Here is a 15543-nt window from a genome sequence, read left to right on the forward strand (position 1 = left end):
TATGCAAAAATCAGTTTTAATTACAGGTTGTTCCAGCGGTATTGGTCTTGCCTGCGCACAAGATTTAAAACAACAGGGTTATCGCGTTCTGGCCGCCTGCCGCAAGAGCGAAGATGTCGAACGCATGAATCAGGCCGGATTCACCGGAGTTCTGCTCGATCTCGACTCCCCTGAAAGCGTGCAAACCGCGGCAGCTGAAGTCATCGCACTGACGGGTAATCGCCTGTTTGGGCTGTTTAATAATGGTGGATTTGGCGTCTATGGGCCGCTACAAACGCTTTCACGCGAACAGCTTGAGCAGCAGTTTTCGACCAATTTATTTGGCACCCACCAACTGACGATGCTGTTGCTACCAGCGATGCTGCCGCACCGCGAAGGGCGAATCGTGATGACCAGCTCAGTGATGGGACTGGTTTCGACACCAGGGCGTGGCGCGTACGCCGCCAGTAAATACGCGCTGGAAGCCTGGTCTGATGCGTTGCGTATGGAGCTGCACCACAGCGGGATCAAAGTCAGTTTGATAGAGCCTGGTCCTATCCGCACGCAGTTCACGCAAAACGTCAACCAGACTCAGGCTGACCATCCGGTAGAAAATCCGGGGATTGCCGCACGCTTTACGCTGGGTCCGGAAGCAGTAGTGGTAAAAGTGCGCCATGCTTTTGAGAGTCCGAATCCAAAATTACGCTATCCGGTCACGCTCGTTGCCCATGCTTTAACGTGGCTGCGTCGTCTGTTACCGGGCCGCATGTTAGATAAAATTTTACGTGGTTAGTTGAAGCACCTGCCGCCAACCCCCATGTAAAAAACAAATCTTGAAAAGAGAGTGACTCATGTCTGCACAGTACAATATTGATATCACCGAAGCGAACCTACACCAGACGTTAGAACAATCCGTTACGACGCCGGTGCTGTTTTACTTCTGGTCAGCGCGCAGCCAACACTGCGAACAACTCACGCCGATTCTGGACAAACTGGCCGCGCAGTATCAGGGACAGTTTCTTCTCGCCAAAGTAGACTGTGACGCCGAGCAAATGGTCGCCTCGCAGTTTGGCTTGCGCAGTATTCCGACCGTTTACTTATTCCAGAATGGTCAGCCAGTTGACGGTTTCCAGGGTCCTCAACCCGAAGAAGCGATTCGCGCATTACTGGAAAAAGTCCTGCCGCGTGAAGAAGAGTTGAAAGCGCAAGAAGCGATGTTACTGATGCAAGAAGGCAAACACGCTGAAGCGCTGCCGTTGCTGAAAGATGCGTGGCAACTCTCCAACCAGAACAGCGAAATTGGCCTGATGCTGGCGGAAGTTCAGATTGAACTGAACCGCAGTGAAGAAGCTGAAGCGGTGCTGAAAACCATTCCATTGCAGGACCAGGACAGCCGTTATCAGGGGCTGGTGGCGCAGATTGATTTGCTGAAACAAGCGGCGGATACTCCAGAGATCCAGTTACTTCAGCAACAAGTTGAGTTAGATCCGCAAAATGCGCTGTTAGCCAGCCAGCTGGCGCTGCAACTGCATCAGGTTGGGCGCAACGAAGAAGCGCTGGAATTGCTGTACACCCATCTGAAAAAAGATCTCGGTGCGGCAGACGGGCAAGTGCGCAAAATGATGATGGAAATCCTGGCGGCGCTGGGGACAGGTGATGCACTGGCATCGAAGTATCGTCGCCAGATCTATTCATTGCTGTATTAATAATGCTGGAAGACGCTGCGCTTTTGCGACCTACGAAAAGAAACGTAGGGTGAATAAGCGCAGCGTCATCGAAGCTTAAAAAAATCGCTGATTCAAGCCCGTAAAGGGGTAGACTTACATCAAATAACAATGGAGGTTTATTTGATGTTAATCGTCATTCCCGTACTGATCCTCGTCGCGCTGATAATCGTCGGCGCCGGGGTAAAAATCGTGCCGCAAGGCTACCAATGGACAGTAGAGCGCTTCGGTCGATACACCAAAACCCTGATGCCAGGCTTAAGCCTTGTGGTGCCGTTTATGGACCGCATTGGCCGCAAAATCAATATGATGGAGCAAGTGCTGGACATCCCTTCCCAGGAAATCATTTCCAAAGATAACGCCAATGTCGCCATCGACGCGGTGTGCTTTATTCAGGTTGTCGACGCCCCGCGTGCAGCGTATGAAGTCAGCAATCTTGAGCTGGCAATCATGAACCTCACCATGACCAACATTCGTACCGTGCTGGGTTCTATGGAACTGGACGAAATGCTCTCGCAGCGCGACAACATCAACACCCGTCTACTGCATATCGTGGATGAAGCGACCAATCCATGGGGCATCAAAATCACCCGTATTGAAATTCGCGATGTTCGCCCACCGGCTGAATTGATTGACGCGATGAATGCGCAGATGAAAGCCGAACGAACCAAACGTGCTTATATTCTGGAAGCTGAAGGGATCCGTCAGGCTGAAATCGTGAAGGCCGAAGGTGATAAACAGTCGAAGATCCTGAAAGCGGAAGGTGAACGTCAATCCGCATTCTTACAGGCCGAAGCCCGTGAGCGTAGTGCAGAAGCAGAGGCAGCGGCGACCAAAATGGTTTCGGAAGCTATTGCTGCTGGTGATATTCAGGCGATTAACTACTTCGTCGCCCAGAAATATACCGACGCGCTGCAACAGATTGGTTCTGCCAATAATAGCAAGGTGGTGTTGATGCCGCTGGATGCCACCAGCCTGATGGGTTCGATTGCCGGTATCAGCGAACTTATCGCGCAAAGCGGTAACGAGCGTAAAAAATGATAGCCCTGCTGTTTGCACACGCGCATATCTTCTGGCTGACGCTGGGCGGCCTGCTGCTGGCCGCTGAAATGCTCGGCGCCAGTGGTTATCTGTTGTGGAGTGGTGTTGCTGCAGTGTTGACCGGTTTGCTGGTGTGGGTGGTACCGCTGGGTTGGGAATGGCAAGGCGTGTGTTTTGCCCTTCTCACGCTGGTCGCGGCATTTTTGTGGTGGCGCTGGCTGTCGACGCGTAAGCAGCAAGAGCCGGGCGAAGTGCTCAATCAACGCGGTCATCAACTGATTGGCAGGCGCTTACGTCTGGATACCACTCTCGAAAACGGTCGCGGCCATATACGTGTTGCAGATAGTTCATGGCCGGTGATGGCGGACAGCAATTTAACTGCAGGCACCGAAGTGGTGGTGGTGGCGGTTGAAGGGATTACGTTGAAGGTTAAAGCGGTTTAAGTCTGTCAGGTCGGATGTCGCGACGCACATCCGACCTAAACAACGATGACCATTACTGGCGGTGGCAGCAGCCCGAAAGATTATTAATAATCGGGCAATCCGCGCTGTCGTCGCCAGGGCAGGAATCTGCCAGCGCCAGCAACTGTTGGCGCATTCCCTGAAGCTCCGAAATCACCTTTTCGATATCGGCTACTTTCTGCAAAGTACGCGCTTTTACATCCGCACTATGACGCGCCGGATCGTTAAACAAATTAACCAGTTCACGACACTCTTCCAGGTTAAATCCCACCTGACGGGCCTGGCGCAATAACGTCAGTTCATCGAGATGTTTTTGCGTGTAGCTCCGGTAGCCGTTTTCAGCACGAATTGGTGCGGTGACCAATCCTTTCTCTTCATAAAAACGAATCGCTTTACTGGTTAAACCGGTCTTTTTCGCTACATCACTGATATTCACGTTTCCTCCTTGACCTTCCCCTTGATGGAAGGTTTAACCTTACTCATAAGTCAACGAAGTCAGTCTGACGGTCAATTTTTAACCTCACAATCATACAGGAATTTTATGATGTCTCATATTATCGATCTCAACCTGGACGGCCTGACCTGCGGTCATTGCGTCAAACGTGTGAAAGAAAGTCTTGAACAACGTAGCGACGTTGAACAGGCAGAAGTGACACAAACCCATGCTCGCGTAACAGGCAATGCATCTGCTGATGCGTTAATCGAAACGGTAAAACAAGCGGGATACGACGCAGAAATCGCCAGCCACCCAAAGTCTAATCCGCTGGCAGAGTCATCAATCCCGTCGGAAGCACTGACAGCGGCATCCACCTTGCTTCCGACAGCCACCGTTGATAACGACGATAGCCAACAGCTGTTGTTAAGCGGGATGAGCTGCGCCAGTTGTGTGACCCGGGTACAAAGTGCGTTGCAAAACGTCCCTGGAGTCAGCATGGCACGGGTAAACCTTGCCGAGCGCAGCGCCCTGATTATGGGCACTGCCTCCGCCGAATCTTTAATAAAAGCAGTAGAAAGTGCAGGTTACGGCGCTGAAGCCATCGAAGATGATGCGAAACGCCGTGAACGTCAGCAAGAAACCGCCAACTCCGCCGTGAAGCGCTTCCGCTGGCAGGCGATTATGGCACTAGCCCTCGGTATTCCCGTGATGGTGTGGGGAATGATCGGCGACAACATGATGGTCTCCGATGACAACCAATCATTGTGGCTGGCTATCGGTCTCGCCACGCTTGCCGTGATGGTGTTTGCCGGTGGGCATTTCTATCGTAGCGCGTGGCGCAGCCTGCTCAACAAAACCGCCACCATGGATACGCTAGTTGCACTCGGTACCGGTGCCGCCTGGATTTACTCGATTACTGTCAACATCTGGCCGCAGCACTTCCCAATGGAAGCGCGCCATCTCTATTACGAAGCCAGTGCGATGATTATCGGCCTGATTAACCTCGGGCATATGCTGGAACAACGTGCCCGCCAACGCTCTTCTAAAGCGCTGGAACGTCTGCTGGATTTAACTCCGCCAACGGCACGTGTTGTGACAGAAGAAGGTGAGAAAAGTGTTCCGCTGGCGGAAGTCACCGCCGGCATGATATTGCGTCTAACCACCGGTGATCGCGTTCCGGTGGACGGGGAAATTACCCAGGGCGAAGCCTGGTTTGATGAAGCCATGCTGACGGGCGAGCCAGTTCCACAACAAAAATCCACTGACGAGCCAATTCACGCAGGCACAGTCGTCCAGGACGGCAGCGTGCTGTTCCGCGCAACAGCAACCGGTAACCACACTACCTTGTCACGCATTATCCGCATGGTGCGCCAGGCACAAAGCAGTAAGCCGGAAATTGGGCAGCTTGCCGATAAAATCTCAGCGGTATTTGTTCCGGTCGTAGTGCTGATTGCGCTATTTAGCGCCGCCATCTGGTACTTCTTCGGCCCGGCCCCGCAAATCGTTTATACATTAGTCATCGCCACTACCGTGCTGATTATCGCCTGCCCTTGTGCGCTGGGCCTGGCAACGCCGATGTCGATTATCTCTGGTGTCGGTCGCGCTGCTGAGTTTGGTGTTTTAGTCCGTGATGCCGACGCGCTACAACGTGCCAGTACGCTCGATACTATCGTGTTTGATAAAACCGGCACGCTGACCGAGGGTAAACCGCAGGTGGTCGCCGTCGTCACTTACAATGATTATTTAGAAGCAGAAGCGTTGCGCTTCGCCGCAGCACTGGAACAAGGCTCCAGCCACCCGCTGGCGCGCGCGATTCTCGACAAAATGGACGGTACCGAACTGCCGCAGATTAATGGCTTCCGCACTTTGCGTGGATTAGGAGTGAGCGGCGAAACCGAAGGTCGTCAGTTGTTGCTCGGCAACAAGGCGCTGATGGATGAGCAAAATGTTGATACCGGCCCAATGGCAACAGAAATTGAAGCACAGGCCAGCCGTGGCGCAACGCCAGTGCTGCTGTCTGTCAACGGTAAACTGGTCGCATTGTTTGCTATCCGCGATCCATTGCGCGCCGACAGTATCAGCGCTCTGCAACGTTTGCACCGAAACGGCTACCGGCTGGTGATGTTGACCGGCGATAACCCAACGACCGCCAACGCCATTGCCAAAGAGGCTGGCATTGACGAAGTGATCGCCGGTGTGTTGCCAGACGGCAAAGCCGAAGCGATTAAAAAACTGCAACAACAGGGCCGCCAGGTTGCAATGGTGGGCGATGGTATCAACGATGCGCCAGCCTTAGCGCAGGCTGAAGTCGGGATTGCGATGGGTGGCGGGAGTGACGTCGCCATCGAAACCGCCGCCATCACGCTGATGCGCCACAGTTTAGTGGGCGTGGCGGATGCGCTGGCGATATCCAAAGCCACACTCAGCAATATGAAGCAGAACCTGGTGGGGGCGTTTATTTACAACGCGCTGGGGATCCCGATTGCGGCAGGGATTTTATACCCGTTGACCGGAACCTTGCTTAACCCGGTGGTGGCCGGAGCCGCCATGGCGCTGTCATCCATTACCGTGGTCAGCAACGCCAACCGTTTGTTGCGCTTTAAGCCGAAGGACTAGTGTCGGATGACGCAACGCTTATCCGACCTACCCGTTTCAGACAATTTTGTGGGTTTTGTTGGGGGGATTAGCGATAGCGACATCTACCAGTGACATCGGTTCGAGTGTTTACCGTTGTGAAATTTGCACCGGATGACTCGCAGCGGTAGCATGACTTTTTAGCCGGGGAGTCTGCTAATGGGTCTGCTATCGCGAATTACCGCATTATTTTCAAGCCTTTCTAATACCAGCTATCCCTGGCCCGCTATGGATGTTGTTCTACCTGGCTCGCGGCATTTGCACCTGCTCGGCAGTATTCATATGGGTACATGCGACATGGCACCGCTGTCCGGGAAGCTGATTAACAAACTCAGGGATGCCGACGCGTTGATTGTTGAGGCTGACATTACTGAGAGCGGCTCTCCCTTCCTCGATATTCCTGATGAACTGCCGCTAGAGCAGCGCCTGTCTGCCGAAAACTGGGCGCAGGTGATGTCGTTAATCGAGGAGCTTGGCATCCCGCTGAGCCAGATTGACAACCAACCGGCCTGGCAAATTGCTCTGGTGTTACAGGCTCATCAGGCACAGCGCCTGGGTTTACGTGCCAATTACGGGATAGATTTTCAGTTACTGGAAGCAGCAAAAGCGATGGCGGTTCCGGTTATTGAACTGGAAGGTGCGCAGCATCAAATTGATATTCTTACCCGTTTGCCCGATGGCGGCATGCCGCTGCTAACCGACACGCTAATTCACTGGCACACAAATGCTCGCCTGCTGCAAATGATGATCAGTTGGTGGCTGGAAGCGCCACCGCAGCGTGGAAATGTGCAATTGCCGAACACCTTTGGCGACGAACTATACGATGTACTTATGCATCAACGTAATCTGGCGTGGCAGCATTTCCTGGAGCAACTGCCCGCCGGGCAGTATGTGGTTGCCGTCGGCGCACTGCATTTGTACGGGAAGGGAAACTTACCTGAGATATTGAAAAATAAATAAAAAAACGGCCAATATCGCTATCGGCCCGTCAAAGAGGAATTTGTATATTATTGTTGTTATTCTGACCAAATTAATGGGCAGACTCAGAATTGTCGCTCAATGTGACGATTAACGCTATCACTATTCAGCCTATATATAATTTTTATAAAACAAATCACGTTGTTTATATGATCGTGCGCTTTTCAAACAAAAGCCCTAAGAAGGTGACATGACACCAGCAGTAAAACTTCTCGAAAAAAACCGCGTTCCATTTCAATTACATGCTTATGACCATGATCCAGCCGAAACCAATTTCGGTGATGAAGTGGTCCGCAAACTAGGCCTGAATGCCGAACAGGTCTACAAAACGCTGCTGGTTGCCATTAACGGTGACATGAAGCAGTTAGCGGTAGCCGTGACACCGGTTTCCGGTCAGCTGGATTTGAAGAAAGTCGCTAAAGCGTTAGGCGCCAAAAAAGTCGAGATGGCCGACCCTATGGTCGCACAGCGAATCACGGGTTATTTGGTGGGAGGTATAAGTCCATTGGGCCAGAAAAAGCGCCTGCCAACGGTTATCGACGCTCCGGCACAGACGTTCGCATCTATTTATGTTTCGGGTGGTAAACGCGGGCTGGATATCGAACTGGCTGCGAGCGACCTGGCAAAACTGCTCAATGCCACCTTTGCCGAGATTGCCCGTTGCGACTGACTCTGCATCGCCATTCCGTTCGTAGGGTGGATAAGCCCAGGCGTCATCCACCGCTTACCCGCCCTACGAACAATTTGCCGATTCAAACAGAATCGTTACTTCCAGCTCACTTCGCCTTTCGGCTCATAAGCATTTACATCAAGCTGAGAGTTCTGCTCGATGTACTGTTTTAGCACTTCCGCATCCACAAAACCGGTGTTCACATAGCCTGGTTTCTTGTCAATTTCAGGGTAACCATCGCCACCGGAAGCGTTGAAGTTCAGCGTCGCCATACGGTAGGTTTTCGCAGGATCAACCGGCTCACCTTTGATTTTCAGATCTTGCAGACCTGATGCGGTCGCCACAAAGCTGACATTCGAAAACTGCGGGTATGCGCCAGAGTCCGGTTTCTTCTGCGCAACGGCGCTCAGATACTCGATCACATCTTTGCCTGTCATATCGATATAGGTCACGGTGTTGCCAAACGGCTGCACTTTCAGCACGTCTTTATAGCTGATATCACCGGCTTCAATAGAATCACGAATACCGCCACCACTCATTACCGCAAAGTCAGCACTGGTGCGTGCCATTTGTGCCGCCAGCAACAGGTGCGCAAGGTTAGTTTGTACAAAACGAACTTTACTGCGATCGCCTTCCATGTGGCCGTTTACGCTGCCCACTTTCACGTTCAGTTGTGCCTGGCCTTTATTCTGGAATGGCGTCAGCAGTGACAGCATCTGTTGGTTTTCAGGGATCTGCGGCGTATAGAGTACGCGCTCACTTTCACCGTTATCGTAGGTTATCTTTTTCTTCAGGTTGACAGGGATAAGCTGGTAGTGCACCAGTTTCATCTCGCCATTACGGAACTCGAAATCAGCCCGTCCCACGTATTTCCCCCACTCGTGAGCCTGAACAATCCAGATACCGTTTTGTTTATCCGGCGCGCACGGCGTGCCTGGAACGTAATCGACCTGCTTTTTATTCTCAGCCGCCATACAGACTGGGTTTTGCGAGTGACCGCCAACAATCATCGTCAGCGCGCCAGCAGGCAGGCTGCGAGCCATTTCTACATCGCCCGGCGCGTTAGAACCAGACTGGCCATTATCGTAGTGGCCCATGTGCGTGGCCGCGATCAACACGTCGGGTTTCTCAGTCGATTGCAGCTCCTGAATCACCAGTTTCGCTTCATCCGCCGGTTTGCGGAATTCGATGTCGACGAAGTTTTCCGGATTACCAATTTTCGCCGTGTCATCAGTGGTTAAACCGATCACCGCAATTTTAATGCCCTGTGGCTTGAAGATGGCCCAGGGTTTAAACAGGCGCTCGCCAGTGCTTTTCTGGTAAATATTGGCCGAAAGCAGCGGGAATTTGGCCCATTTTTCTTGCTGGCGTAACACTGAGAGTGGGTTGTCGAATTCATGGTTGCCGATAGCCATCGCATCGTAGCCAATCAAATTCATCCCACGGAAATCAGGTTCAGCATCCTGCAAGTCAGATTCCGGAACACCGGTGTTGATGTCACCGCCAGACAGCAGCAGTACGCTGCCCCCCTGCTCTGCCACCTCTTTACGAATACTGTCGACCAGAGTTTTTTGCGCAGCCAGTCCATATTCCGCGTGTTCGTTACGCCAGAAATGACCGTGGTGATCGTTGGTGTGCAGAATGGTGATGTTATAGGTTTTATCTTTTTCCCATGCCAGTGCAGACGCGCTGGTTAAGCTCATTGCCATCAGCAATGCTGTGGCCACCCCTTTCACGACGAACTTCATCTTAAATCTCCATATTCAATAAATGCTTACGCACCAATAGCAAACCATCATTATCTTATACTCTAAATAATTCGAGTTTCAGGTAGGCGGCAAGGGAGTTCATCCCCAGGAGCTTACTTGAGTAAGTGACTGGGGTGAAGGAGTGCGGTCAACGCCCCTGTAACCTCAAGTATGACGAGTATAGGCAAATAACTTTTCATGATTGTGACTTTCTTCGGAACTTTCCAGAAGGTATGTTAGCTGGGTAATGATTTCCTACGGTTCCATCAGTGAACTGGGCTAAAAACAATCACCTCAATAATTACAGGTACTTATGGCAATCTCGGAACAAACTCTCGCGGCGACGGAGCCTAAAAAAGCTCGCACCGCGTTCGGAATTCTCGGAGCAATCAGCCTTTCTCATTTGCTCAACGATATGATTCAGTCGCTCATTCTGGCGCTCTACCCGCTTTTACAGAGTGAGTTCTCGCTGAGTTTTGTGCAAATAGGGATGATAACGCTGACCTTCCAGGTCACCTCATCGCTACTTCAGCCGGTGGTAGGATACTACACAGATAAATACCCGATGCCATGGTCATTGCCGATTGGTATGTGCTTCACACTTTGTGGGTTAGTGATTCTGGCCCTGGCCGGTAGTTTCCCGATGGTGCTTCTGGCGGCAGCGCTGGTGGGCACCGGCTCTTCGGTATTCCACCCGGAATCCTCCCGCGTAGCACGTATGGCATCCGGTGGTCGTCATGGTCTTGCGCAGTCACTGTTCCAGGTGGGTGGTAATTTTGGTAGCTCGCTGGGCCCATTGCTGGCGGCGCTGATCATCGCCCCTTACGGCAAAGGTAACGTCGGCTGGTTTGTGCTGGCTGCACTGTTGGCGATTATTGTCCTGCTGCAGATTAGCCGCTGGTATGCCGCGCAACATCGCATGACAAAAGGCAAAACTGCCGCGCCGGTGGTTAACCCACTGCCGCGCAAAAAAGTGATTCAGGCAGTAACCGTTTTGCTGGTGCTGATTTTCTCGAAGTATTTCTATATGGCGAGTATCAGCAGTTATTACACCTTCTATCTGATGCACAAATTCGGTTTGTCGGTGCAGAACGCCCAGTTCCACCTGTTCGCCTTCTTGTTTGCGGTGGCTGCGGGGACCGTGATTGGCGGACCAGTCGGCGACAAGATTGGTCGTAAATACGTGATTTGGGGTTCGATTCTTGGCGTCGCGCCGTTCACCCTTTTCTTGCCGTATGTCTCTCTGGAATGGACGGGCATTCTGACGGTGATCATCGGCTTTATTCTTGCCTCTGCATTTTCGGCGATTCTGGTTTATGCGCAAGAACTGATGCCTGGGCGTATCGGTATGGTTTCCGGCCTGTTCTTCGGTTTTGCCTTTGGTATGGGCGGATTGGGGGCGGCGGTACTGGGTCTGGTTGCCGACCATACAAGTATCGAATTAGTCTATAAAATATGTGCTTTCCTGCCACTTCTCGGCATATTGACCATATTCCTGCCTGACTACCGCCATAAGTCATAGTTATATGGGCCAGAGAAACTCTCTGGCCCTGCACCACTTCCACATTCCGCCAGACCTTTCCTAAATTAAGCGTATAAAACGCCCATCAGACACCTATTTTTGTCTAAATGCGCCTTTTCCTAAAAAAACACATATTTAACACACACAACGAGTAAAAATTTGTCATAAACTAAAAACAGGATTTTGGATTTACTGGACCTGATTAACTACGAAAGGAGACGGAATGCATCACGCCACCCCGCTTATTACCACCATTGTCGGCGGCCTTGTACTGGCCTTTTTGCTCGGTATGCTCGCCAACAAACTTCGTATATCACCCTTGGTGGGTTACTTATTAGCTGGGGTTTTAGCCGGGCCGTTTACGCCTGGTTTTGTCGCGGATACCAAACTTGCCCCAGAATTAGCTGAACTGGGCGTAATCTTGCTGATGTTTGGTGTCGGTCTGCATTTCTCTTTAAAGGATTTGATGGCGGTAAAGGCCATCGCCATTCCCGGAGCTATCGCCCAGATTGGTGTGGCGACGCTGCTGGGTATGGCGCTTTCATCGTTGATGGGTTGGTCGCTGATGACTGGCATCGTGTTTGGCCTGTGTCTTTCCACTGCCAGTACCGTGGTACTGCTACGCGCACTTGAAGAACGGCAATTAATCGACAGCCAGCGCGGGCAAATCGCCATTGGCTGGTTGATTGTTGAAGATCTGGTGATGGTGTTAACTCTGGTGCTGCTACCCGCCGTTGCCGGAATGATGGAAAAAGGCAACGTTGGCCTCGCGTCCTTGTCGCTGGATATGGGTTTAACCATCGGCAAAGTGGTGGCGTTTATTGCGATTATGCTGATTGTTGGCCGCCGCCTGGTGCCGTGGATCCTGGCGCGAAGTGCCGCCACCGGTTCACGTGAGCTGTTTACGCTGGCGGTTCTGGCGCTGGCTCTGGGCATTGCTTTTGGTGCCGTCGAGTTGTTTGATGTTTCCTTTGCGCTGGGTGCGTTCTTCGCCGGAATGGTGCTCAACGAATCGGAACTGAGCCATCGTGCCGCTCATGACACATTGCCGCTACGCGACGCCTTCGCGGTGCTGTTCTTTGTCTCGGTCGGCATGCTGTTCGACCCGATGATTTTGATTCAGGAGCCGCTCGCGGTATTAGGCACCGTTGCCATCATCGTGTTTGGCAAATCGTTGGCCGCTTTCATCCTGGTGCGTCTGTTTGGTCACTCGCAACGTACTGCATTAACCATCGCCACAAGCCTTGCACAGATTGGTGAATTCGCCTTTATCCTGGCGGGCCTGGGAATGGCGCTGAATCTGTTACCGCAGACCGGGCAAAATCTGGTACTGGCCGGCGCGATTTTGTCGATTATGCTCAATCCGATTTTGTTTGCGGTACTTGAGCGTTATCTGGCAAAAACCGAAACCCTGGAAGAGCAAACGCTGGAAGAAGCTATCGAAGACGAGAAGCAGATCCCAGTGGATATCTGTAATCACGCCCTGCTGGTAGGTTTTGGGCGCGTGGGCAGCTTGCTGGGCGAAAAATTATTGGCTCAGGGCATCCCATTGGTCGTGATTGAAACCTCCCGCAGCCGGGTCGATGAGTTGCGTGAACGCGGGATCCGTGCGGTGCTGGGAAATGCAGCCAATGAAGAGATCATGAATCTTGCGCATCTTGATTGTGCCCGTTGGTTGTTGTTGACCATTCCAAACGGTTACGAGGCTGGGGAAATTGTCGCGACCGCGCGTACGAAATATCCGGATATCGAGATCATTGCCCGCGCCCATTATGACGATGAGGTGGATTACATTACCGAGCGTGGTGCGAATCAGGTGGTGATGGGTGAGCGTGAAATTGCCAATACCATGATGGGGATGCTGAATAAACCGGTCGAGCAGGAAACAGTGTCGGGATAATTTCTGATGCAATAGTGTCGGATGGCGCTTCGCTTATCCGACCTACGAAAGGATGTTGTAGGGTGGATAAGCGCACGCGTCATCCACCTTCCAGACTCGGGACTTAACGGTCCCAGTAAGACTCTTCCAGGCTATCTTCGCGCTCCGGTAAACCACGGGTCAGACGCGGAGAATGCTGATTTAACACCTGATAACTCACGCGGTTCGCGTATTTACACACCTGCGCCAAAGATGAATAGGTCAGCCAGGTGAACTGGTGTTTGCTGGAGTTCGGCACGTTAGAGCGGTGATAATTATTGGCCGTAATATCATGCAGCAGTGCCGCGAGTGCGCCATCGCCCGCGCCATTGGTGTTCATGATTTTCTCAGGCCCGCCCATATATGGCGCAATGTGCGAGAAAATACGCATCGGGTTTTGGCAATCTTTATGGCGCATCGCGCGACTAAATTCGTACTGGTTAAATTCAGCAATCGCACCCGGCAGCAAAGGATGCTGGGTGGTGCGTTTCGCGGACTCTTCAGTAAACGCCGCCATATACAGCCCGACCGGCCCTGCGGTACACAGTACTAAATCAACCCAATCCAGCGCTTTATCAGCCGCCAGCAGCGGATCGTTTTCGCCCGTCAGCGCCAGCCCTTCTTCTTCGTTCATCGCCAGAATCGAGACATGTTCTTTCAGGAACGCCTGCCACCACTCCGGGTTTTCCGCGATAACGTATTTTGTGCCCAGCGTCAGCACTACCGGAACGTTGTACTTTTTCGCATACGCGATGGCCTGCATGGTCGCTTCCGGCATGGGCTCGCCATCTTTGCAGCGCACCAGGTAGGAAGTCAGCACCAGCGCAGACGCACCGGCAATCACCTCTTCCGGGATGCTCTCGGCGCGCAGCTGGTTCATGTGGCCAGGGCTTATCGCAAAAGTCCGTTCGCCCTGCTCACCAATCAACGTGAAGCAACGGCCAATCGCGCCATTCACGCCTTGCAGATAGTTGAGATCGGTACGACTGGAGGTATTGCAGAGGTAGCGGTAGGCATAGCTACCAATTTCGATATTGCTGCACATTACGCCCAGCAAAACAGAGCGGTCATCGGCCAGCACGGAATAGTTATGCATCGTATTGCCAATGGTGCCGCCGGCAAACTGGTGAGTGATCAGATCTTTTTGCACCAGTTCCTGATACAGCGCTTCGGCCACATCGTCTTCAATCACCAGAGAATGGCCGAAACTCAAGCCGAAACGATGAACAAACTCGTCATCCACTTTGGCTTCGATATCCACCAGAGTCTGGTCGATGCCGACAATCCAGGAGGTGCCAGTTTCATTTTCAGGCTGAACCTGCTGCAGTAATGGATCGCGTGCGCTAACCGGGAAGTAGTGTTTGGATTTTCGTTTGCCGGGAAATTTCATGATGATGTTCGGAGTTTGCTAATCAGGCCGGAAATGGTAGCACATTAACGGCCAGTAGCGAGATCAGCGATATTTTTCCACCAGACTCATCATCATCGCGATGTGTGCAGGGTCATCATTAAGCGCAGGAATATACTCATATTTAGCGCCACCCGCCTCGAGGAACACTTCACGGTTTTGCACCGCCATCTCCTCTAACGTTTCGAGACAATCCGCGGAGAAACCAGGGCACATCACCTGAATATGTTTCACGCCTTTTTCCGCCAGCATTTTCAGCGTTTCATCGGTATACGGCATCAGCCAGGGTTCGCGACCAAAGCGCGACTGATAGGTCATCATCACTTTTTCAGGTGGCAGTTCGAGGGCTGAAAGCAGTTCCCGCGTAGTATCGCGACAACGTTGCGGATAATCATCACCTTCGTTGGCATAACGCTGTGGGATCCCGTGATAGGAAAGCAGCAACACATCCGGTTCGCCGTGTTGGGCGAATGATTGTTTAACCGAAGCCACCAGCGCATTGATGTATAAGGGGTTATCGGCATAGTCACGAATCAGGGAAATCGACGGCAACGAGCGATAGTTGGCAAAAATGCGTCCTAACTCATCCCAGACGGCGGCGACGGTCGAGCAAGAAAATTGTGGGTACAGCGGTAGCACGACAATGTGGTCGACGTTATGAGTCAATAGTTCGTCGACGGCACTTTTCAGTGATGGTGAACCATAACTCATGCCGAGAACCACAGGTGTATCCGGTAATTGTGCCGCCAGAGCGACTTGCTGGCGTCGGCTATAAACAAGCAGCGGCGAGCCTTCGTCCATCCACACAGACTGATAAAGTTTTGCCACACGTGAAGATCGCAGCGGCAAAATCACGCCGCGCAGTAGCGGCCACCAGAGCAGACGCGGGGTATCAACGACGCGTTTGTCGCTGAGAAACTGCCGTAAGTAGCGTTTTACCGCCGCCGGAGTGGGTGCATCAGGTGTGCCAAGGTTTGCCAGTAAAATACCCACTTTTTCCTGATTCATTTCCACTCCTTATCAA

13 protein-coding genes are annotated in these 15543 nt (G+C 52.2%); 9 read left to right on the forward strand and 4 right to left on the reverse strand.

Annotated elements, in window-relative coordinates:
* Nucleotide 1 precedes the first annotated feature (1 nt).
* The 4 genes from WBL83_RS17590 (at nt 2) to WBL83_RS17605 (ending at nt 3187) form a co-directional block, all read left to right on the forward strand.
* A complete protein-coding gene (locus WBL83_RS17590) occupies nt 2–772 on the forward strand; it encodes an SDR family oxidoreductase (protein ID WP_424590349.1) in 771 nt (256 codons plus the stop codon).
* Between the two features lie 58 nt (nt 773–830).
* Complete coding sequence (locus WBL83_RS17595) at nt 831–1685, forward strand: co-chaperone YbbN (RefSeq protein WP_424590350.1); 855 nt, start codon at nt 831–833, stop codon at nt 1683–1685.
* A 144-nt stretch (nt 1686–1829) separates the two neighbouring features.
* On the forward strand, nt 1830–2744 hold the full coding sequence (locus WBL83_RS17600) for an SPFH domain-containing protein (RefSeq protein ID WP_424590351.1): 915 nt from the start codon (nt 1830–1832) through the stop codon (nt 2742–2744).
* Nucleotides 2741–3187, forward strand: coding sequence for an NfeD family protein (locus WBL83_RS17605; RefSeq protein ID WP_424590352.1), 447 nt, complete (start codon nt 2741–2743; stop codon nt 3185–3187). The genes WBL83_RS17600 and WBL83_RS17605 overlap by 4 nt, the downstream gene beginning before the upstream one ends.
* A gap of 52 nt (nt 3188–3239) precedes the next feature.
* On the opposite strand, the gene cueR is transcribed toward WBL83_RS17605, so the two are convergent.
* On the reverse strand, nt 3240–3641 hold the full coding sequence (gene cueR, locus WBL83_RS17610) for a Cu(I)-responsive transcriptional regulator (protein ID WP_424590353.1): 402 nt from the start codon (nt 3639–3641) through the stop codon (nt 3240–3242).
* 108 nt (nt 3642–3749) lie between these two features.
* Between cueR and copA the strand changes: the two genes are divergently transcribed.
* From copA to ybaK, 3 genes are all read left to right on the forward strand, one after another.
* Nucleotides 3750–6257: a copper-exporting P-type ATPase CopA gene (gene copA, locus WBL83_RS17615; protein WP_424590433.1), complete on the forward strand. Its 2508-nt coding sequence runs from the start codon at nt 3750–3752 to the stop codon at nt 6255–6257.
* A gap of 177 nt (nt 6258–6434) precedes the next feature.
* Complete coding sequence (locus WBL83_RS17620) at nt 6435–7235, forward strand: TraB/GumN family protein (RefSeq protein WP_424590354.1); 801 nt, start codon at nt 6435–6437, stop codon at nt 7233–7235.
* A gap of 208 nt (nt 7236–7443) precedes the next feature.
* A complete protein-coding gene (gene ybaK / locus WBL83_RS17625; RefSeq protein ID WP_424590355.1) occupies nt 7444–7923 on the forward strand; it encodes a Cys-tRNA(Pro)/Cys-tRNA(Cys) deacylase YbaK in 480 nt (159 codons plus the stop codon).
* 95 nt (nt 7924–8018) lie between these two features.
* Here the strand turns inward: ybaK and ushA are convergent, their stop codons facing one another.
* On the reverse strand, nt 8019–9671 hold the full coding sequence (ushA, locus tag WBL83_RS17630) for a bifunctional UDP-sugar hydrolase/5'-nucleotidase UshA (RefSeq protein ID WP_424590356.1): 1653 nt from the start codon (nt 9669–9671) through the stop codon (nt 8019–8021).
* Nucleotides 9672–9984: 313 nt separating this feature from the next.
* On the opposite strand from ushA, the gene WBL83_RS17635 reads away from it, so the two are divergent.
* Both WBL83_RS17635 and ybaL read left to right on the forward strand, forming a co-directional pair.
* A complete protein-coding gene (locus WBL83_RS17635) occupies nt 9985–11193 on the forward strand; it encodes an MFS transporter (protein WP_424590357.1) in 1209 nt (402 codons plus the stop codon).
* Nucleotides 11194–11416: 223 nt separating this feature from the next.
* The gene (gene ybaL / locus WBL83_RS17640; protein WP_424590358.1) at nt 11417–13093 is read left to right on the forward strand and encodes a YbaL family putative K(+) efflux transporter; all 1677 of its coding nucleotides are present in this window, start codon (nt 11417–11419) and stop codon (nt 13091–13093) included.
* A 103-nt stretch (nt 13094–13196) separates the two neighbouring features.
* Here ybaL and WBL83_RS17645 read toward each other — a convergent pair whose 3' ends face one another.
* Both WBL83_RS17645 and hemH read right to left on the reverse strand, forming a co-directional pair.
* Complete coding sequence (locus WBL83_RS17645) at nt 13197–14501, reverse strand: inosine/guanosine kinase (protein ID WP_424590359.1); 1305 nt, start codon at nt 14499–14501, stop codon at nt 13197–13199.
* Between the two features lie 63 nt (nt 14502–14564).
* Complete coding sequence (gene hemH, locus WBL83_RS17650; protein WP_424590360.1) at nt 14565–15527, reverse strand: ferrochelatase; 963 nt, start codon at nt 15525–15527, stop codon at nt 14565–14567.
* Nucleotides 15528–15543 lie beyond the last annotated feature (16 nt).

Source organism: Buttiauxella sp. (genome assembly GCF_049686335.1).
Taxonomy (GTDB): Bacteria; Pseudomonadota; Gammaproteobacteria; order Enterobacterales; family Enterobacteriaceae; genus Buttiauxella.